This window comes from Streptomyces sp. NPDC048718, assembly GCF_043198875.1.
Lineage (GTDB): Bacteria > Actinomycetota > Actinomycetes > Streptomycetales > Streptomycetaceae > Streptomyces.
This window is the reverse complement of the sequence record NZ_JBICVG010000004.1, coordinates 305,076-324,740: the sequence shown is the minus strand read 5'-3', so window position 1 is coordinate 324,740 and position 19,665 is coordinate 305,076. Positions and strand designations below refer to the sequence as shown.

Below are 19,665 nucleotides of genomic sequence, written 5' to 3'. Positions count from 1 at the left end.
CCCTGCCTCATCGGCAGGGGGCAGGGCTTTTCGTGGTGTCGCGTCGGCGAACGGGTCAGCGCGAACCCTTCGGGTCGAGCGCGTCGCGCACGCCGTCGCCGAAGAGGTTGAACGCCAGGACGGTGATGAAGATCGCGAGGCCGGGGATCACCATGAACAGCGGGTCCGACTCGTAGGTGTTGACGGCCTTGGACAGCATCTGTCCCCAGGAGGCGGTGGGCGGCTTCACGCCCGCGCCGAGGAAGCTCAGCGCCGCTTCGGTGAGGATGTTGGTGGGGATCATCAGCGTCGCGTAGACGGTGATCGGGGCGATCAGGTTGGGCAGCAGCTCGCGGCGCAGGATGTAGAGCCGGCCGGCGCCCAGGCTCTGGGCGGCCTCCACGTACTCGCGGTTGCGCAGCGAAAGCGTCTGACCTCGGACGATACGGCCGACGTACGGCCAGCCGAAGAAGCCGATGACCACGACCAGGGCGGCGATGCGGACACCCGAACCGGTCAGTCCGAGCAGCTCGTTGGGGAGCACGGAGACCAGGGCGATGGTGAACAGCAGCTGCGGGAAGGCCAGCATGACGTCCATGACCCGGCTGAGCGCGGCGTCGATCCAGCCGCCGAAGTAGCCGGCGACGATGCCGAGCACGGTGCCGAGGAAGACCGCGAACACCGCCGCCAGGAAGGCGACGAGCAGCGAGATCTGGGCGCCGTAGACGATGCGGCTGAAGACGTCGCGGCCGTTGACCGGCTCGACTCCCAGCAGGAAGTCGGAACTGATGCCGCCCCAGCTGCCGACCGGGGTGCCGAACAGGGCGTCGATCTGGTCCTCGTGGAACTCGTTCGGCGGGTGACCGAACGCCGCCACGATCCACGGCGCCAGGACCGCGACCAGGATCAGGAGGACGACGACGCAGCCGCCCGCGAGCGCGAGCTTGTCCTTCTTGAGCCGCGTCCACGCGATCTGCCAGAGGGAACGGCCTTCGATGGCCTTGGCCGCCGCGCCGGGGACGGCGTCGACGGCGCCGGCCTGTTCGGCCGCACTCGTCTCCTGCTGTGGTGCCGTCATCTGGTGAGGACCCCTCTCGGCCGCCGGGTCGCCGGCCCTTGACCGCCGCGGGTAGCGGCTTGGTGGAACAACTGCTGGGCACCGGCTCGGAAGAAACCGAACGCCAGGTGTTCCGGGGAGTCTTCAATGGCCCGCGATCACCCGCCAGACCTGGTGGGGAATGGTTGCGCAACCGTGATGCGGTTCGTTGTCTTCCGTTATCCGAACGTTCCGGCTGGTTCAGCGGACCATCTCGGACACTATTCAGCCAGAACGGACAACCGCCCCAACCACACAGTGACGGGCGCGAATTGGGGCGACAGGAGGGGTGGAAACGGGCGATTCGGCGGCCTGGTGGCGAACCTGGTGACTACTCGTCAGTAAGCGTGCGGGGCGGCGGAGGCGCCGAGTCCCGGAGCGGCGGGCGGATAGCCGTAACCGGGCGTGCGGGGCGCGGCGGGCGGATAGCCGTAGCCGGGTGTGAGGGGCGCGGCGTGCGCGGCGTGCGCGGCACGGTCGTAGAACGGCCGGGCGTGCGCGTACAGCCACAGGGCGACCGGGTCGTACGGATCGGACATGGCGACCGTGGACACCGGCAGGCCGTCGGGGACGGCGCCGACCGTCTGGCGCATCATCGCGCGCACCGAGTCGACCGCGGCGGGCGAGGAGTCGTAGAGGTCCAGACCGATGGCGAGGTACGGGGAGCCGAGCGCGGGCTGCACCCAGGCGCGGCGCAGCGAGCGGACGGCCGGGGTGCGATGGGCGTTCTGCGACAGAAGCGCGTAGAAGTGCGGCATCTCCAGCGACGGTTCGGAAAGCCGCAGCGGTCCGGCGGGCATCCGGTCCAGACCGGTGGCGACGCGGCGCAGGTCGGCCCAGGGGATGCCGACGCCGCCGCCGGGGGCGTGCGGGTTGAGCCAGATGCCCCAGCGGTCGGGGAACAGGGCGCGGGCGATCTCCAGGCCGCCGACGCGCTCGTGGGCGCGGGTCCAGCCGGAGGCGGCGAGTTCCTGGGCGGAGGTGACACAGGGGGCGTAGCCGAAGCCGTCGACCTCCATGTTCCCGTACTGGGCGTCGGGGGCGCCGGGTATGCCCTGCCAGAGCAGCATCCAGACCTCGGAGCCGGCCAGGGAGTACAGCAGCCGCTCGTAGGCGTCGTGGCGCCCCGGCGTCACCTCGCGCAGCATGTGCTCGACCTGTCCGGCGGCAGCGGTGCCTGACGCGCTCACCCTCGGTCCCGCCCCTCTTGTCCGTGTCGCCGCGGTTGTCGCGGATGTCGTTGTGTCGCTGTCGTACGGTCGGTGGCCCGGTCGTATGGATGCGTCCGGGCGAAGTGGGCCGGGCGCTGCCGGGACCCGGCGAACCGGGGCCCTGCCGGACCAGGCCCCACCGGGCCGGATCCGCCGCGCCCGGGCCGGATCCGTGGGTCTTGAATGAGTTCAGCTTAAAGCGGGGGTCCGTCACACGGCGGCGCGCTGGAAGAAGGGGCGCACCTTCTCCAGCATCCAGTCGCCGACCGGGTCCTGGGCCACGTCGAGCAGGACGAGGTTGACGGGCCAGGCGACTTCGACCCGGCCGAGAGCGCGGCCGAGGGCGTCCAGCGGGACCGTCAGGTCCGGCTCGGTCCCCTCCACGAGCTGGACGCCGACGAAGAGGGCGGGTTCGGTGCCCTCGACGCTGGCGAGGGCCCGCCGGGCGGTGGCGACGACTCCGGTGGCCTCGAACTCGGCCGACGCGGCGGACAGGAAGTCGACCGGGTCGTCCTGCCAGTCGGGCTCGAACAGGCGGACCCGGCCGCCGGCGGCCGGTCCGTCCAGCTCGCTGCGGCCGACCCGGCACAGTTCGACGACGGCGGGCGGCGGCAGCGGGACACCGATGGTGCCGCCGGGGTTCACGGCGATGCCGAGCTGCGGGGGCAGACCTCGGGCGAACTCGCGGGCGGGGGCGACGGTGTACGACATGTGGTCGCCGACGCAGGCGCGGAACTCCCGCTCGGAGCTGAAGACGGGCACATAGGCGGCGCCGTCCAGTTCCAGGGTGGGCAGATCGAGGTCGGGGCTGTCGGGGCCGCCGCCGTTGGGCAGCGGGATCCAGACGTTGCTGCGGCCGAGCACCTCGACCAGCCGGCCACCCGCCGCCGGGTTGCCGAGCGAGGCGGCCAGTATCTCCTCGAGTTCATTGCCCGGCCACGTCACGTCCACGCTGTTCTTCGTCCCCTTCGCGCCTTCACGGCTCCACGGCTCCCGGACCTCACGGCCCGGCTTCCCGACTTTCCGGCTGACCCGGTTTCCCGGTCTTCCGGCTTTCCGACTTTCCGGATCCGGTTCTCCGGCTTCCCGGTTCTCCGGTGTTCCGGCTTCCCCGGCTTCCCGCCCGCCACGGCGTCGGCCCGGCCCCCTCGGGCCCGCCGGCCCCTGCCCGCCGGGCCACACGGGTGCGATCAGCACCTTAACGGCGCGCCCCGGCCGCGGGGAGCGGGAGGGGTGCGGGTTTCGTCACGCGCGCGTGTCATACGAGCTCCCGGAAGTCGATCCTCCGCAGCGCGTCGGCCGCCTCCCGGTCGAGCAGGGTGACCGAGGCGCAGCCGTGCGGCAGGGCACCGGACGCGGCGGTACGGATCAGCCGGCCGATGGCGCGCCGGTGCCGGGCGAAGGCATAGCCGGACACCGTACGGCCGCGGGCCCGCTGGCCGTCCAGGGCGGTCGCCGGGTCGACGTCGAGCAGGATCAGATGCAGGGTGCCGCCGCGCCGCCGGGCCGCGCGGGCGAGCCAGCCGCGCACCCAGGACTGGTTGCCGCAGTCGTGGACGACCACCCCGGCGCCGGCTCCGAGCGCGCGGCGCAGTCCCGCGTAGTGCGCGATCCGGGCGAGCGGACGGTAGAGGGCGTACGGCAGGAAGCGGGGCAGCCGGGCCTCCCAGCGCTCGCGGGTGTCCTGGGAGTCGACGGCCCGGCCGCCGGCGACCCGGCCCATGAGCGTGGACTTCCCGGCCCCGGGCAGCCCGGAGACCACCACGACGTCCCCGGCGGCGAAGGTGAGGACGCGGGGGCTGCGCCCGCCGCGCTCGCGCAGGTCGCGCAGGAACCGGCCGCGGCGCCGGGTGCGGGCCCGGGCTCTGTCCCGTACCGCCTCGCGCACCCCGTCGCGCGTCCCCTCGCGCCCCACCCCGCGAGCCCGCCGCCCACGGGCGGGTGCGGTGTCACGGTCCGGGGCGGGTGCGGTGTCACGGCCCGGTGCGGGAGCGGGGACGCGGCCCGGGGCGTGGGCCGGGAGGCGGGGCCCCGCGACCGCTCGCCTCAGTGGTAAGCCGGAGTCCGCCGTATACGCACCGGTGTGCCGGATCGTCATCGCCATCTCCCCCTGTCGGACATGCCGGAACCCCGATCGGGCCCGCCAGGACCCTGCCCACAAAGTGTAAAGAAACGGTAATGGGACACAAGCGATTTGCCGGGCGGACCCGCCGTGCAATGATGAGCGCGCCACTCGCTCGCACGAGCGCACACCCGCGCCACCAGCGCGTACAACCGCATACCGGCCGCTCGAATCCGCGCGGGAGAGTTCCGGGGCACAGGCATACGCCGTGCACCGGGCGCCGAAGGAGCAAGTACCTCCCTTGAATCTCTCAGGCCCCGTACCGCGCGGACGAGGCAGATCTGAAAAGCGGGGCGCGCCGTCGCGCCCCCACCCAAGGTGCAAGCCGGGGAACTCCTCGGTGAACCTCTCAGGTTCCATGACAGATGGGGAGGATGTCCTCACCGTCATGCACGTCGTGCCCCCGCACGCCTGGGACCCGGGAGTCACCCCATGAGCACTGCCCCCCGCCTGACCGCCCTCGACGCGCTCCACCGCTCGCTCGGCGCGACCATGACCGACTTCGCCGGCTGGGACATGCCGCTGCGCTACGGCAGCGAGCGCGAGGAGCACACGGCGGTCCGCACCAAGGCCGGTCTGTTCGACCTCTCGCACATGGGCGAGATCACCGTCACCGGTCCGCAGGCGGTCGCGTTCCTGGACTACGCGCTGGTCGGCAACATCTCCACGGTGGGCAACGGCCGCGCCCGCTACACGATGATCTGCCAGGAGGACGGCGGGATCCTGGACGACCTGATCGTCTACCGCCTCGGTGAGACCACGTACATGGTGGTGGCCAACGCCTCCAACGCGCAGATCGTCCTCGACGCGCTGACCGAGCGTGTCGCCGGCTTCGACGCGGAGGTCCGCGACGACCGCGACGCGTACGCCCTGCTCGCCGTCCAGGGCCCCGAGTCCGCCGGCATCCTGGCCAAGCTCACCGACGCCGACCTGGCCGGCCTGAAGTACTACGCGGGTCTGCCCGGCACCGTCGCGGGCGTGCCCGCGCTGATCGCCCGCACGGGTTACACCGGCGAGGACGGCTTCGAGCTGTTCCTGAAGCCGGAGGACGCCGAGGGCGTGTGGCAGGCGCTGACCGAGGCGGGCGCCGGCGCCGGTCTGGTCCCGTGCGGTCTGTCCTGCCGCGACACGCTGCGCCTGGAGGCGGGCATGCCGCTGTACGGCCACGAGCTGACCACCGCGCTCACCCCCTTCGACGCCGGTCTCGGCCGGGTCGTCAAGTTCGAGAAGACCACGAACGAGGGCCGTTTCGTCGGCCGCGAGGCGCTGGAGAAGGCCGCGGCGGCGGCCGAGACCGCCCCGCCGCGCAAGCTGGTCGGCCTGATCGCCGAGGGCCGCCGGGTGCCCCGCGCGGGCATGTCCGTGGTCGTGGCGGGCGAGGTCGTCGGCGAGGTGACCTCCGGCGCCCCGTCCCCGACGCTGGGCAAGCCGATCGCCATGGCCTACGTGGACGCCGCGTTCGCCGAGGCCGGCACGGCGGGCGTGGGCATCGACGTCCGCGGCACCCACGAGCCGTACGAGGTCGTGGCGCTGCCCTTCTACAAGCGCGAGAAGTAGACCGCAGCCGTACGCCGGGGCCCGCGCCCGCGGGCCGGACCGCGCGCCCCGGCGTACGCCGCTGAGGTGATTCGTCTCACCTTCCGTCTCATCCCGTAAGACCCCCGTTCATCCGCACTCCCCCGATCCAGGAGAATCACGCCATGAGCAACCCCCAGGGACTTCGCTACAGCAAGGAGCACGAGTGGCTGTCGGCCGTCGAGGACGGCGTCGCCACGATCGGCATCACGGAGTTCGCGGCGAACGCCCTCGGCGACGTCGTGTACGCGCAGCTGCCGGCGGTGGGTGAGAGCGTGACCGCGGGCGAGACCTGTGGCGAGCTGGAGTCCACCAAGTCCGTCAGCGACCTGTTCTCCCCGGTCACGGGCGAGGTCGTCGAGGCCAACCAGGACGTCGTCGACGACCCGTCGCTGGTGAACTCGGCTCCGTTCGAGGGTGGCTGGCTCTTCAAGGTACGCGTCACCGGGGAGCCGGACGATCTGCTCTCCGCCGACGAGTACACCGAGTTCTCGGGCAACTAAGGATCACTCGATGTCGCTTCTGAACACTCCCCTCCACGAGCTGGACCCGGACGTCGCCGCCGCCGTCGACGCCGAGCTCCGCCGTCAGCAGAACACCCTCGAGATGATCGCCTCGGAGAACTTCGCTCCGGTCGCGGTCATGGAGGCTCAGGGTTCGGTCCTCACCAACAAGTACGCCGAGGGCTACCCGGGCCGCCGCTACTACGGCGGCTGCGAGTACGTCGACGTCGCCGAGCAGATCGCGATCGACCGGATCAAGGAGCTGTTCGGCGCCGAGTACGCCAATGTGCAGCCGCACTCCGGCGCGTCCGCCAACCAGGCCGCCCTGTTCGCGATCGCCCAGCCGGGCGACACGATCCTCGGTCTGGACCTGGCCCACGGCGGCCACCTGACCCACGGCATGCGCCTGAACTTCTCGGGCAAGCAGTTCAACGTGGTCGCGTACCACGTGGACGACGCGGGCCGGGTCGACATGGCCGAGGTCGAGCGCCTCGCCAAGGAGCACCGCCCCAAGGTGATCATCGCGGGCTGGTCCGCCTACCCGCGCCAGCTGGACTTCGCCGAGTTCCGCCGGATCGCCGACGAGGTCGAGGCGTACCTGTGGGTCGACATGGCCCACTTCGCGGGTCTGGTCGCGGCCGGTCTGCACCCGAACCCGGTCGAGTACGCGGACGTGGTCACCTCGACCACGCACAAGACGCTCGGCGGCCCGCGCGGCGGCATCATCCTGGCGAAGAAGGAGTTCGCGAAGAAGCTGAACTCCTCGGTCTTCCCCGGTTTCCAGGGTGGCCCGCTGGAGCACGTGATCGCGGCCAAGGCCGTCTCCTTCAAGGTCGCGGCCTCGGAGGAGTTCAAGGAGCGCCAGCAGCGCACCCTGGAAGGCGCGCGGATCATCGCCGAGCGCCTGGTGGCGGACGACGTCACGGAGCACGGTGTCTCCGTGCTGTCCGGCGGCACCGACGTCCACCTGCTCCTGGTCGACCTGCGCAACTCGGAGCTGGACGGTCAGCAGGCCGAGGACCGGCTGCACGAGGTGGGCATCACGGTCAACCGGAACGCCGTTCCGAACGACCCGCGCCCGCCGATGGTCACCTCCGGTCTGCGCATCGGCACGCCGGCCCTCGCCACCCGCGGCTTCCAGGCCGAGGACTTCCGCGAGGTCGCCGACATCATCGCCGAGACGCTGAAGCCCGGCTTCGACGCCGAGGCGCTGAAGGCCCGTGTGACGGCGCTCGCCGACAAGCACCCGCTGTACCCCGGTCTGTAGTGATCCCGCGGGGCCCGAGGCGATCATGAGCCGGTCGCACGGGCCCCTACGGGTTCGCCGGGCCGGCACGAGCCACATATTCGGGATGATCGAAGAGCCTGACGAGCCGGATGGGCCTGACGGGCCTGACCAGGCTGAAAGCTCGGAAAGATCAAGAAGATCCTGAAGAAATAATTTCGTACGCTTTTGTTCTCCGGTTCGTCCGTACGAAACCCCCGGGGCACCACGCACACTGGACAGTGACCCTGCCAGAGCGCGCGGTGCCCCACCCACGTCTGTCCCCGCACACCTTTCACGGCACGTTCTGCACCACCCCGGCAGACAATGGCGTCCAGCCCCCACAAGGAGTTCCCGTGGCCATCTCGGTCTTCGACCTGTTCTCGATCGGTATCGGCCCGTCGAGCTCCCACACGGTGGGCCCCATGCGCGCGGCGCGGATGTTCGCCCGGCGGCTGAAGAACGAGGGGCTGCTCGCCCACGTGGGGTCCATACGCGCGGAGCTGTACGGCTCCCTCGGCGCGACCGGCCACGGCCACGGCACCCCGAAGGCCGTCCTGCTGGGCCTGGAGGGCCACTCGCCGCGCACGGTGGACGTGGAGAGCGCCGACGGCGAGTTCGAGCGGATCAAGTCGAGCGGCCGGATCAACCTCCTCGGCGCGCACGACATCCCGTTCTCGTTCGACGACGACCTGATCCTGCACCGCCGCAAGGCCCTGCCGTACCACGCCAACGGCATGACCGTCCTCGCGTACGACATCGAGGGCGCGCCGCTCCTGGAGAAGACGTACTACTCGGTCGGCGGCGGCTTCGTCGTGGACGAAGACGCGGTGGCCGGCGAGAACCCGATCATCCCGGACGACACCGTCCTCGCCCACCCCTTCCGCACCGGCGACGAGCTGCTCCGGCTCACCAAGGAGACCGGTCTGTCGATCTCCTCGCTGATGCTGGAGAACGAGAAGGCATGGCGCACCGAGGCCGAGATCCGCGCGGGCCTCCTGGAGATCTGGCGGGTCATGCAGGCCTGTGTCGCGCGCGGCATGTCCCGCGAGGGCATCCTGCCCGGCGGTCTGAAGGTCCGCCGCCGCGCCGCGACCCTCGCCCGCAATCTGCGCTCCGAGGGCGACCCGGCCGCGCACGCGATGGAGTGGATCACCCTCTACGCGATGGCCGTGAACGAGGAGAACGCGGCGGGCGGCCGGGTGGTCACCGCCCCGACGAACGGCGCGGCCGGCATCATCCCCGCCGTCCTGCACTACTACATGAACTTCGCGGCCGGCGGCGCCTCCGAGGAGGAGAAGGAGGACGGCGTGGTCCGCTTCCTCCTCGCCGCCGGTGCCATCGGCATGCTCTTCAAGGAGAACGCCTCCATCTCCGGCGCCGAGGTCGGCTGCCAGGGCGAGGTCGGCTCGGCCTGCTCGATGGCCGCCGGCGCGCTCGCCGAGGTCCTCGGCGGCTCCCCCGAGCAGGTGGAGAACGCGGCCGAGATCGGCATGGAGCACAACCTGGGCCTGACCTGCGACCCGGTCGGCGGCCTGGTCCAGATCCCGTGCATCGAGCGCAACGGCATGGCGGCGGTCAAGGCCGTCACGGCGGCCCGGATGGCGCTGCGCGGCGACGGCAGCCACATGGTCTCCCTCGACAAGGTCATCAAGACCATGAAGGAGACGGGCGCGGACATGAGCGTGAAGTACAAGGAGACGGCGCGGGGCGGGCTCGCGGTGAACATCATCGAGTGCTGAGTCCTCTTTCCGGCACGCATCAGCATGCCCGAGCCCTCTGACCGGGTTCTGACGAGCGGCTGGACCGGCCCCGGTGTGCGGCGGGCCTGCGGGTGCGGTCCTGCTTTCTTCGCCGCGCCGTCCGTTGCCTTCCGCGGGCGTGGTGGGGCGAGGCGGAACCGGTGAGGCCCCTCGGCCGTCGGATCGCCGAGTGGCATCGCCAGGCGAAAGGCGCTCGAAGGGCGCTGGGCCTTGGGGGATGCCGGAGAGAGGGAGGGTGCGGGATGGAAGCGAAGCCGCGGGTGCGCAGGTGGACGAGGGCTCTGGCGGTGGTGGCGGTCCTGGCGGGTGTGGGGACCGGCTGCGATGACGGTCTCAGGGCGAGTGATGCCGGCGAGGGGGCCTCGGAGACGAAGTGCGCGTACGTCGTGACGTACGAGGGGCGGTCCTATCTCGACGTGAGGGGGCGGTCCGAGACCGGCACGAAGTTCACGGTCGGCAAGGATCTCGGAACCGGCCTGCTGCCCGGGTGTGAGGAATCGGGCGGGGCCGGTGCGGCGGAGAAGCCGGAGAAGGTGACCGTATTCGAGGTCAAGGGCGTCGATCCGGCGGTCGCCGTGGCGGCGGGGCCGAATCCGGGCGAGGCCGTGCTGGTGGCGGTCGAGGGCGCGGATCTCACGTCGCTGGACGCCGCTTCCTGAGGCCGCTTCCCGAGTCCGTCGCCGAAGACCCGGCCGGGAAGGAGCCGGAGGGGCACGGAGCCGTCGGCCGGGCGATCGTCCCGCCCGATGGGCCTCGGTACGCTCGGGCCTATGGCCACCCCTCCGACGCCCGGCGAAGACTCGCTCCGCGAAGGCGCCCTCACCGCGCTCACGGTACGTACGGACGTACAAGGCATGCCCGCCCCCGCCGACTCCCCTGGCCGGCGCCGGCTGGAGCGGGACCGGCTACGGGAGCTCATCGAGGACGCGGAGCGCGAGCACGGCCCGGTCGACCCCGCGGCCGTCGAGGCCAAGCGCGCGATCCTCAGGGGCTGACCCCGGGGCCGAGCCCCGCCCCGGACCGCCGCCCACCCCACGAGGGTTTCCCTGGTTCACTGTTGCTTCCCTGCAACGACACGGAAGGCCCTGCTCCCGCCATGGTGTACCGGCGTACGGAACGGACGAAGCGGCACGCGCGCACGAAGGAAGAGGCATTCGTGCGCGCCGCGCACGAACTCGTGGCCCGGGAGGGGTTCGCCGGGGCGAGGGTGGCCGCGGTGGCCGCCGCGTGCGGGGTGAGCGCGGGCTCGCTCTACTCGTACTTCGGCAGCAGGGACGAGCTGCTCGCCCAGGTCTTCCGCCGGGCCGCGGGGCGGGAACTGGCCGCCGTACGCGGGGCGGTGGACGCCGCGCCCGCGCGTCCCGGGGCCCGGCTCGAAGCGTTCGCCGACACGTTCACGCGGCGCGCCCTGCGCGGGCGGCGGCTGGCGTGGGCCCTGCTCTTCGAACCGGTCTCGCCGGTGGTGGAACGGGAGCGGCTGGCGTACCGGCGGGAGTACGCGCAGGTGTGCGAGGGCGTCGTCCGCGACGGCGTCGCGGACGGGCTGTTCGCCCCGCAGAACGCGGCCGTCTCCGCCGGCGCCGCCATCGGCGCCATCTCCGAGGCGCTGGTCGGCAGGCTCTCGCCGGAGGTCTCGCAGAAGGCGGAGGTGCCCGACGAGCAACTGGTCGCCGAGATCCGCGCCTTCTGTCTGCGCGCCCTCGGCGGCGCGCCTTCCCGCCCCCTCCCGGCCGGTCCCGCCCGACCGGCCGATCGCACCTGACCCGTTCCATCGACCCCCGTCCCGCCCGGCCGAAATCCCGCACCGCGGAAGCTCATTGCCTCACCCCCGCACCCTCCGTACCATGAATTGAACGTGGATTCAGAGCTTGACCTGCGACGGGGGCCCCATGCGGCAAAGTGAGCAAGTGGCGATGATCGAGCGGCTTCTCGCACTGCGCGAGACACGCCGGGACGAGAAGATGCTCGACGAGGTCGTCACGATCCCGGTGACGAAGTACACCGACCAGGCCCTCCTCGACCGGGAGATGGCCTCGGCCTTCTCCCGGTATCCGCTGATCGCGGGACACGCCTCCGCGCTCACCGAGCCCGGGGCCTATCTCACCAGCGACTGGGACCGGTTCCCCTTCATCGCGGTCAGGGGCGAGGACGGCCGGGTCCGCGCCTTCTACAACCAGTGCCGCCACCGCGGAGCCCGTCTCGCCGACCAGCCGACGGGCACGGTGAAGAACTTCATCTGCCCCTTCCATGGCTGGATATACGGGCTCGACGGCGCCCTGAAGGGCATCACCCGCGCCCATGACTTCCCCGGCGTCAAGACCTGCGACTACGGGCTGGTGGAGCTGCCCGCAGCCGAGTCCGGCGGCCTGATCTGGGTCGGCCGCACACCGGGCGAGACGCTCGACATACCCGGCTTCCTCGGGACCTTCCACGACGACCTGGTGAACTTCGACGTCGCCTCGCTGGTCCGGTACAAGAAGACCAAGGTGGTCAAGGAGGCCAACTGGAAGCTGCTGATCAAGACGTATCTGGAGGGTTACCACGTCCCGTATCTGCACCGGGACACCCTCGCCTTCGCCTTCAAGAAGGGGGTGATCGCGCACGACGAGGACGGCCCGCACATCCGGCTGTCCGCGGCGCGCACCAACATCGGCGAGACGGCCCGGAAGCCGCGGGAGGAGTGGCGCATCCTGGACTACGCGTCGGTGTACTACACGCTCTTCCCCAACACCTTCTTCATCCTGCATCCGGACTACGTGTCCATCAACACGTTCTGGCCCCTCGCTCCGGACCGCACCATCTGGACCCATGAAATGCTGTACCGGGACGGCGACTTCCCCGGATCGGCGGGGCAGAGCGCGCTGGCCAAGCGTTTCGAGTTCACGAACGACACGGTCTTCGACCAGGAGGACTTCGCCATCGCCGAGGACGTGCAGCGCACCCTCCTCCACGGCGGCAGCGACCACCACGTCCTGGGCCTCGCGGAGGGTCTGCTCGCGATGTTCCAGGACAACATCGACGAACGGCTCACCGACCCGGACACCGCCGCCCCGGACACCGGCCCGGGCGGCGATTCCTCCACCGTTCCCGCGGGCACCATGACTCCCACGAGCCCCACCGTCCCCCGAGCGACAGGACAGCACTCATGACCACGGACCTCGACGCTTTCGCGCACGGCATCTTCCAGGCCCAGCCGTTCAGCATGTTCCTGGGCGCCGAACTCACCGCCGTGGGCCCCGGCACGGCCGAGATCCGCGTCGTCAACCGGCCCGAGATCCAGCAGCAGCACGGCTTCGTCCACGGCGGAGTCCTCAGCTACCTGGCCGACAACGCGCTGACCTTCGCCGGAGGGCTCGCCCTCGGCGGTGACGCGCTCACCGCCGAATACAAGATCAACTATGTGCGGCCGGCCGTGGGCGAGGTCGTCGTCGCCCGCGCCGAGGCGACCGCCACGACCCGGCGCCAGGCCGTGTGCCAGTGCTCGGTCTACGTCGTCTCGGAGCAGGGCGAGGAGCGCCTGGTCGCGGTGGCACAGGGGACGATCGTGAGCGCGGGCAAGAAGGAGGGCTGAGCCCTCTCGCGGAGGCGCGTCCCCCGCTGGGGAGCGGACGCGCCTCCGTGTCCGCTCGGCGCTCCCGTACGGCACGGGAACGCCGGGAGGTCACTTCACCACGACGTAGTCCCCGGCCGAAGTCGACCCCCCGGTCGTGGTGTTGCCGCCGTACATCCAGCGCCACGTACCCGCCTTGGACGCCTTCACGGTCGTCTTGAGGTCGCCCTTGCCGTTCGCGTACACCGTCTTCACCGAGGTGTACGAGGTGGTTCCGGCCGGCTTGAACTGCAGGCTCACCTTGCGGCCCTCGTAGGAGACGTACTTCTGGGTCTCCCAGTTGGCCCGGGTGACCTTTCCGGTCACGGTGAGGGTGCCGCCCTTGGCCACCGGCTTGGGCGAAGCCTTCACGGACAGACGGGAGTTGCGCTTGACGTAGACCGTCTGACCCACGTCGTCGATGTCACCGGTGCCGTCCTTGAAACGCACCTCGCCCGCGACCTTCCAGGCCCCGGCCTCGCTGTTGTGCAGGGACCACACGCTCGGGTTGAAGTACATCGTCTCGATGACGTCGCAGGGCGAAATCACCACACCACAGTCGTTCGTCTCGATGGCGTGCCACGCCCGATTGTCCGTCTCGCCGCGGTACAGGAAAACGTCCGTCCACTTCACCTTGTGGGGGGTCGTCAGCCTGAAGAAGGTGGGCACCTTGACCTCGTTCGCCACCCCGATCACGACCGGCTTGCCGCCGTTCACCTTGACACGGGTGAACGCGGCCCCACCCTCGGCCGCGCCGGCCGGAAACGCGGCCAGGCCGGTAAATACCGCAGCCGCCCCACCGGCCACGACAGCTCTCCAGAGCTTCTTCCCCATGCGGTCCCCACATCCTCTGTACCGAAAAGCGCCGGAGATGGCTTCTCTCGCGCGTATTTTCAGACAGCTGTGATCCACAAAGGGTTGTACGCCGTGTTGATCACGATCCACATCGGACGATCTTCACCCCGCGAGAAGCGACCCGCGCCGGGCAGGTCAGGGGCCGGGGTACGTCGGGCGGGGGCACGTCGGGCAGGGCGCGGCGTCACACGCCGGACCCCACCTCCCGCACCTGCTCGCGCAGGACGTGCTTGCGCACCTTGCCCGAGGGCGTGCGCGGCAGCGACGGGACCACCACCAGATCCCGGGGGATCTTGTACTTCGCCAGCCTGCCGGAGAGGAACGCGCGCAGTTCCTCCAGCGTCACCGCCTCGCCGGCCTCCACCACGGCGACGACGGTCTCGCCCCAGTCCCGGTGCGGCCGTCCGACGACGGCGGCGTCCCGGATCGCCGGATGCCCCAGGATCGCCTCCTCCACCTCGGGCGCGTAGACGTTCTCCCCACCGGTGATGACGACGTCCTTGGCCCGGCCGACGATGAACAGATAGCCGTCCTCGTCCACCCGCGCCAGATCCCCCGACTTGTACCAGTCGCCTTCGAAGGCGCGTTCCGTCGCCTCCGGGTCGTCGAGGTAGCCCAGCATCCGGGTCCCCGACCGCAGCCACAGTTCGCCGATCTCGCCGGCCCCGGCGTCCCGGCCGTCCTCCCCCACCACGCGGATGTCCACGCCCGGCATGCCGCCCGCCCCGATCGACCCGGCCTTGACCAGCTGGTCCTGGGGCCGGAGCACGGAGCCCACCGGCCCCATCTCGCTCATCCCGTACACCTGGCAGAAGCGGTCCGCACCGTACGCCGCCTCCAGCGTCCGCACCGTCTCCGCGCCCAGCGGCGCCCCGCCGTAGGCCCACAGCCGCACGTTCGGCAGCTGGAACTCGGACACGTCGCCCCCGGTCGCGGCGAGGACCTTCAGCGGGGCGAGGTAGGCGATGGGGGCGCCGAAGAAGGCCGTGACCCGGTGCCTGCGCACGGCTTCGAGGAAGGCGAGAGGCTCGTACTCCTTCAACAGGACGACGGTGCCGCCCAGATAGATCATGGACAGGAACCAGTTGTTCAGGGGCGAGGCGTGCCAGATCGGCATGGCCAGCAGGAACCGGTCGTCGCGGCGCAGCCCGGCGGCGGCCGTGGTGTGGGCGGGCACGGCGGACAGCCCTCGGTGCGAGTGGAGACAGCCCTTGGGCGCGCCGGTCGTCCCGGAGGTGTAGAGCACCTGCGCGATGTCGTCGGGGCCGGTCTCCACGCCCTCCCATTCCGGCGCCCCGGCGACCAGCGTGTCGAACCCTCCGTCGCCGGTGTCGTTCGTCGTGAGCGCGTCGACCTCGGGGGCGCCCTCGCGCATTCGTCCGGCCAGTTCCTCCGCGACGACGGCGACCCGCAGCTTGGAATGTCCCGCGAGGTACGCCAGTTCGGGTGCGGTCAGCTTGTGGTTGATGGGGACGAGCGCCGCCCCGGCCCGCCAGATCCCGAACGCCGCCACGGCGAAGGCGGGGGTGTTGTACGTCATCACCCCCACGCGGTCGCCCGGCCGCACCCCGCGGTCGCGCAGCACGGCGGCGGCCCGCTTGGAGGCCGCGAGCAGCTCGGCGTACGTCATCGTCCCCAGATCGGACACGAGGGCCGGTTTCCCGCCACACCCGCGGGCCGACCCTTCCAGCATCCATGTCAGGTTCACCGCAGGGTCCTCCGCTGTTCCATGGGGGCTGCCGCCATGCCGAGGGTTCCTCGGCATGGCGGGAATTGAATCATCGTTCAAAGCGCCGGGGAAGCTTCAACTGTCGTGTGGCGTGCGGGGAATGCGGGGCCCGGTCGACGCGGATCGCCGGTTCACCCGCCCGTCCGGGGCGCTACTTGCGGCCCACGCCGCCGTACATCGCCACCGCCTCGCCCTCGGCCTCCGGGCGCCAGGCGGAGCAGGTCACCACGCCGGGGTCGAGGAGTTCCAGGCCGTCGAAGTAGCGGGCGACGGCGGCCGGGGTGCGCTGGGTGAGCTTCGGGGTGCCGTGCTCGTTCCAGAACGCCACCGCCTCGTCGACGTCCGGCATGTCGGGGTGGGTGACCGTATGGGACAGGACGAGATGGCTGCCGGGGGCGAGCGCGTCCATGAGTCGGCGGACGATGGCGTACGACTCCTCGTCGTCCTCGATGAAGATGACGACTCCGAGCAGCATCAGCGCGACCGGCTGCGAGAAGTCGAGGGTCTTCGCGGCGGCGGCCAGGATCGCGTCGACGTCACGGAGATCGGCGTCCAGGTAGTCGGTGCGGCCCTCGGGCGTGCCGACCAGGAGCGCGCGGGCGTGCGCGAGGACGAGCGGGTCGTTGTCGACGTACACGACCCGGGACTCGGGGGCGACGCGCTGGGCGACCTCGTGGGTGTTGTCGGCGCTCGGCAGGCCGGTGCCGATATCGAGGAACTGGCGTATGCCCCGCTCCTCGGCCAGGTGGCGCACCGCCCGTCCGAGGAACAGCCGGTCCGCCTTCGCGTACTCCCCGATCCCGGGGTGCAGCGTCCGGATCCGGTCGCCGGCCTCCCGGTCGACGGGGTAGTTGTCCTTGCCGCCGGTCCAGTAGTTCCAGATCCGGGCGGTGTGCGGGCGGGATGTGTCGATGCGCGATCCGATGTCTGTCACGCGCGTCAACGTATCGCGGCGATCCGCCAACTCCCGTCCACAGCTGACACATTGCTGCCACCCGCTCCCGCCGGCGACGGCTCTGGGCGGCGGGCAGGACGCCCTGTAGGGTCCACGCCATGCGCTCGAACACGGATACGCATATGGATACGGATACGGAGACGGCTCCGGGCATGGTCACAGCCGGCCCGGTACGGGAGCCCCCGGGAAGCCCGTGGGCAGTGACCGCCCCGGGGCTCTGAGCCTCTCCGGGCCCGCCGCGGCAGCCCCGATCCCGTACCGCCGTACCGCCGTACTTCCCTTCGCACTCCGGTCGCCCTCCCTTCCGGACCCGTGGAACTCGTCCGTCCGAAACCTTCCGGAGACCCCATGCGACACCCGAACCACCCCGCCACCCGAACACTCGCCCGGCCCGCCACCCTGCTCCTGGCCACCGCCCTGCTCACCGGTGGTCTGACCGGTTGCGACGCGCTCGCCTCGCTCGACGTCTGCGGCGGCACCGCGGACCGTGTGAAGGCGATGCGTTCCGACCCGGTCCTGCAAGCCGCCCCGGAGGGGGCGATCACCCCGAAGGGCCTGGGCGAGGTGGAGGCGGGCTGCTCCGAGGACAGCGGTGCAGGCTGGCTGTACGCCGAGCGTGTCTTTGCCCACCCCGGCTCCCGGGAGAAGGTCCTGGACTTCTACCGCACCGCCGCGGACAAGGACGGCTGGCTGCTGCGGCGCGGCGCCGAACAGGGGCACGGCACGGGCAGGGCGGAGGAAGGACTCTGCTTCACCAGGGGCAAGGACGGCGACACCTTCACCTTGTCGGTGCACTTCACCGACGCCCGGCAGCTGAAGGAGAACTACGACTACGTAGCCGGCCCGGAGTTCGACTCGGGCGCCGGATTCGAGATCTCGATCAACTCCGAGCTGAACGGGGCGGACAGCGGCTGCTTCGACTGACACCCCCTGACACCCCCTGACACCCTCTGCCCCCTGCCCCCTCTGCCGCCCTGCCTGACGGTGTCCGCCGGCGGGCGCTACGGCAACAGCCAGTGCGGGTCCGGGACCACCGTGAGCAGCGCCGACACCAGCAGCACGACCGCCAGGACGCCCAGTTCGACGCGGGCCGGCGGCTGGGCGTCGGCGCCCCGCGTCAGCCGGCGGCGGGCGGTCAGCGCGAGCAGCGCGGCGAGGACGAAGAGGGCGAGCTTGACCAGCAGCACCCTGCCGTACGCCGTGGTGAGCACCCCGTCGAGCGGCAGCCGGCGCAGGGTCGAGCAGGTGCCGGTGACGACTAGGGCGGCGAAGAGCCAGCCGGCCATCCGGGCGTACCGCAGCAGCGCGCCCCGCCCCCGCCGGCCGCCGCGCAGCCGCATCACGCGCAGCACGTACAACAGCGTGCCGAACCACAGCGAGGCGGCGGTCAGATGGATCACGGTGAGGCTCACGCCGAAGACCGGGCTGTACGCCTCCGGGTGGGCGCGCAGCGCCTCCGCGCCGACGGCGACGGCGAGCGGCAGCGCGGCGAGTTCCCGGTGCCGGGTGGTGGCGGCGCAGAGCGCGGCGAGGACGAAGGCGTTGGCGGTGATCAGGATGAGCCGGCCCTCGCGCAGCCCGTACACGGTGCCGAGTCTCAGTCCGCTGAGCGCGGAGAGCAGGACGAGCAGTCCGGCGGAGGCGGCGCATCCGGTGACGGCGGCCGTGAGGGACCAGCGGCGTGGCAGTGGTCCGTCGCCCGCGATCCGCACGCCGGCGAGTTCGCCGATCTGTACGGCCAGCGCGGTGACGACGAGGAGCCGGAGCACGGTGATGCTTCCGGCGGCGGGGATCTCCAGCTCGCCGGTGCCGGACTGGGCGAGCGAGTCCCCGAGCAGGGCCGTGACGAGGACGGCGAGGACCGCGAGAGCGGCCGCGGCCGTCCGGCGTATCGGAGTGCCGAAGGGCCCGGGAGGTTCGGGAGGTCCGGGAGGCGTCACCGATCGATCGTCGCCGGGGTCCGGACGGGCGGCAACTCGCGTACGTACGCATGGTCTACGCCGTACGGGTGACCCCGAGGGGTCCGCCGCCTGTCCGTACCCGCGGGGATCAGGCCTTGCTGAGGTGCGACCAGAACTCGTCCCAGGAGAGCCTGCCGTCGCCGTTGTCGTCGCGCTGCTTGATGAGCGCCTCCGCGACGGACTCCGTCACGTGGAAGTCGCCCATCTCGGCCATGACGTGCTTGTACTCGGCGGCCGTGATGAAGCCGTCCCCGTCCACGTCGAACTTGTCGAATGCCGTACGCGCCGACTCGATGTCCGCCACTGCTTCCGCCCCTTCTCGATGCTTCGATGTCGGGGTCAGATTATCGGGCCTGCCGGTGGTTCATGATGGGGGCATGAACGTGGGAGTGGCGGGGATTCTGGAGGCGGCGGCCCGGGGCGAATTCCCCGTGCCGGACGGGTCGACGACGGTGCTTCCGCAGCCCAGCGGCCGGGACGCGGGCGTGCTGGCGTTCACCGCGCACACGGTGGTGTTCCTGGACGAGGACCCGGCCTGGATCCGGGCGGAACTGGCCGCGACGGCGGGCGATCCGCTGTCGGCGAGCATGAACCCGCGGTTCCTGACCGCGCTGATGGACCGGACCGGTCGCACCATGAACACGATCGACCTGCTGACGGTCGCGGGCGCGCTGCCCGGCCCGCCGGAGATCGCGCTGCGCGAGATCGCGGACCAGGAACACCCTCGGGTGGCCCGCGCGCTCGCGTTCCGGGACGAGGTACGGGTCTGGGTCACCGACGGCGGTCTGCTCACCCTCGGCCGGGGCGTGGCGGGCCGGATGGAGGCGGCGATCGAGGTCGACGAGGACGTACGCCACCGGGGCCTCGGCCGGGCCCTCGCGCGGGCCGCCCGCCATCTCACCCCGGACCCGGTGATCTGGGCCCAGCAGTCCCCCGGCAACGCCCGCAGCGTCCGCGCCTTCCAGGCGGCGGGCTACCGTCCGGTGTGCAGCGAGGCGTTGCTGCTGAAGGGGTGAGCGCCGAGCCCTCGGGCCGGGCCCCGGGAGGGGGCCCGGGAGTGGCC

At 71.3% G+C, this 19,665-nt stretch carries 20 protein-coding genes and 1 riboswitch; of the genes, 11 read left to right on the top strand and 9 right to left on the bottom strand.

Translation table 11 applies throughout. The features are described 5' to 3' along the window. Positions 1-55: 55 nt before the first annotated feature. The 4 genes from ACGFRB_RS09665 to ACGFRB_RS09650 all read right to left on the bottom strand — a co-directional run bounded on the left by ACGFRB_RS09665 (position 56) and on the right by ACGFRB_RS09650 (position 4,174). A complete protein-coding gene (locus tag ACGFRB_RS09665; protein WP_393241196.1) occupies positions 56-1,057 on the bottom strand; it encodes an ABC transporter permease in 1,002 nt (333 codons plus the stop codon). A gap of 356 nt (positions 1,058-1,413) precedes the next feature. Then, positions 1,414-2,265 carry an enhanced serine sensitivity protein SseB C-terminal domain-containing protein gene (locus tag ACGFRB_RS09660; protein ID WP_393241193.1) on the bottom strand — a complete coding sequence of 284 codons (852 nt, stop codon included), beginning with the start codon at positions 2,263-2,265 and terminating at the stop codon, positions 1,414-1,416. Between the two features lie 231 nt (positions 2,266-2,496). Then, positions 2,497-3,237: an enhanced serine sensitivity protein SseB gene (locus ACGFRB_RS09655; protein WP_361224974.1), complete on the bottom strand. Its 741-nt coding sequence runs from the start codon at positions 3,235-3,237 to the stop codon at positions 2,497-2,499. A gap of 307 nt (positions 3,238-3,544) precedes the next feature. Continuing rightward, positions 3,545-4,174, bottom strand: coding sequence for an AAA family ATPase (locus tag ACGFRB_RS09650; RefSeq protein ID WP_363001765.1), 630 nt, complete (start codon positions 4,172-4,174; stop codon positions 3,545-3,547). A 402-nt stretch (positions 4,175-4,576) separates the two neighbouring features. Then, a riboswitch (glycine riboswitch) is annotated at positions 4,577-4,683 on the top strand. Positions 4,684-4,840: 157 nt separating this feature from the next. Here ACGFRB_RS09650 and gcvT point away from each other — a divergent pair. The 9 genes from gcvT (at position 4,841) to ACGFRB_RS09605 (ending at position 13,084) form a co-directional block, all read left to right on the top strand. Then, positions 4,841-5,965: a glycine cleavage system aminomethyltransferase GcvT gene (gene gcvT, locus ACGFRB_RS09645; RefSeq protein ID WP_393241190.1), complete on the top strand. Its 1,125-nt coding sequence runs from the start codon at positions 4,841-4,843 to the stop codon at positions 5,963-5,965. 143 nt (positions 5,966-6,108) lie between these two features. After that, positions 6,109-6,486 carry a glycine cleavage system protein GcvH gene (gene gcvH / locus ACGFRB_RS09640; RefSeq protein WP_361224979.1) on the top strand — a complete coding sequence of 126 codons (378 nt, stop codon included), beginning with the start codon at positions 6,109-6,111 and terminating at the stop codon, positions 6,484-6,486. A gap of 10 nt (positions 6,487-6,496) precedes the next feature. Then, positions 6,497-7,753, top strand: coding sequence for a serine hydroxymethyltransferase (gene glyA, locus ACGFRB_RS09635; protein ID WP_363001086.1), 1,257 nt, complete (start codon positions 6,497-6,499; stop codon positions 7,751-7,753). A 353-nt stretch (positions 7,754-8,106) separates the two neighbouring features. After that, a complete protein-coding gene (locus ACGFRB_RS09630; protein ID WP_363001088.1) occupies positions 8,107-9,492 on the top strand; it encodes an L-serine ammonia-lyase in 1,386 nt (461 codons plus the stop codon). Positions 9,493-9,755: 263 nt separating this feature from the next. Then, the gene (locus tag ACGFRB_RS09625; RefSeq protein WP_363001090.1) at positions 9,756-10,172 is read left to right on the top strand and encodes a DUF6281 family protein; all 417 of its coding nucleotides are present in this window, start codon (positions 9,756-9,758) and stop codon (positions 10,170-10,172) included. 111 nt (positions 10,173-10,283) lie between these two features. Then, positions 10,284-10,508: a hypothetical protein gene (locus tag ACGFRB_RS09620; protein ID WP_393241185.1), complete on the top strand. Its 225-nt coding sequence runs from the start codon at positions 10,284-10,286 to the stop codon at positions 10,506-10,508. A 161-nt stretch (positions 10,509-10,669) separates the two neighbouring features. Further along, positions 10,670-11,275, top strand: a complete 606-nt coding sequence (locus ACGFRB_RS09615; protein ID WP_393241182.1) for a TetR/AcrR family transcriptional regulator — start codon at positions 10,670-10,672, stop codon at positions 11,273-11,275. Positions 11,276-11,426: 151 nt separating this feature from the next. Further along, positions 11,427-12,662, top strand: coding sequence for an aromatic ring-hydroxylating dioxygenase subunit alpha (locus ACGFRB_RS09610; protein ID WP_393241557.1), 1,236 nt, complete (start codon positions 11,427-11,429; stop codon positions 12,660-12,662). Beyond that, positions 12,659-13,084 carry a PaaI family thioesterase gene (locus ACGFRB_RS09605; protein WP_361224994.1) on the top strand — a complete coding sequence of 142 codons (426 nt, stop codon included), beginning with the start codon at positions 12,659-12,661 and terminating at the stop codon, positions 13,082-13,084. Before ACGFRB_RS09610 ends, ACGFRB_RS09605 begins: the two co-directional genes overlap by 4 nt. Positions 13,085-13,174: 90 nt before the next feature. Here ACGFRB_RS09605 and ACGFRB_RS09600 read toward each other — a convergent pair whose 3' ends face one another. From ACGFRB_RS09600 to ACGFRB_RS09590, 3 genes are all read right to left on the bottom strand, one after another. Next, positions 13,175-13,936, bottom strand: coding sequence for a hypothetical protein (locus ACGFRB_RS09600; RefSeq protein ID WP_393241179.1), 762 nt, complete (start codon positions 13,934-13,936; stop codon positions 13,175-13,177). 205 nt (positions 13,937-14,141) lie between these two features. Beyond that, on the bottom strand, positions 14,142-15,650 hold the full coding sequence (locus tag ACGFRB_RS09595; protein ID WP_393241554.1) for a class I adenylate-forming enzyme family protein: 1,509 nt from the start codon (positions 15,648-15,650) through the stop codon (positions 14,142-14,144). 187 nt (positions 15,651-15,837) lie between these two features. Beyond that, entirely contained in the window at positions 15,838-16,620 is a 783-nt protein-coding gene (locus ACGFRB_RS09590) for an SAM-dependent methyltransferase (protein ID WP_361224999.1), read from the bottom strand. A gap of 369 nt (positions 16,621-16,989) precedes the next feature. Between ACGFRB_RS09590 and ACGFRB_RS09585 the strand changes: the two genes are divergently transcribed. Next, positions 16,990-17,565: a hypothetical protein gene (locus ACGFRB_RS09585; protein WP_393241176.1), complete on the top strand. Its 576-nt coding sequence runs from the start codon at positions 16,990-16,992 to the stop codon at positions 17,563-17,565. Between the two features lie 77 nt (positions 17,566-17,642). Here the strand turns inward: ACGFRB_RS09585 and ACGFRB_RS09580 are convergent, their stop codons facing one another. Continuing rightward, positions 17,643-18,581, bottom strand: coding sequence for a CopD family protein (locus ACGFRB_RS09580; protein WP_393241173.1), 939 nt, complete (start codon positions 18,579-18,581; stop codon positions 17,643-17,645). Positions 18,582-18,690: 109 nt separating this feature from the next. Next, positions 18,691-18,906 carry an EF-hand domain-containing protein gene (locus tag ACGFRB_RS09575; RefSeq protein ID WP_363001107.1) on the bottom strand — a complete coding sequence of 72 codons (216 nt, stop codon included), beginning with the start codon at positions 18,904-18,906 and terminating at the stop codon, positions 18,691-18,693. A 73-nt stretch (positions 18,907-18,979) separates the two neighbouring features. On the opposite strand from ACGFRB_RS09575, the gene ACGFRB_RS09570 reads away from it, so the two are divergent. Further along, positions 18,980-19,618, top strand: a complete 639-nt coding sequence (locus ACGFRB_RS09570) for a GNAT family N-acetyltransferase (RefSeq protein WP_361225005.1) — start codon at positions 18,980-18,982, stop codon at positions 19,616-19,618. Positions 19,619-19,665 lie beyond the last annotated feature (47 nt).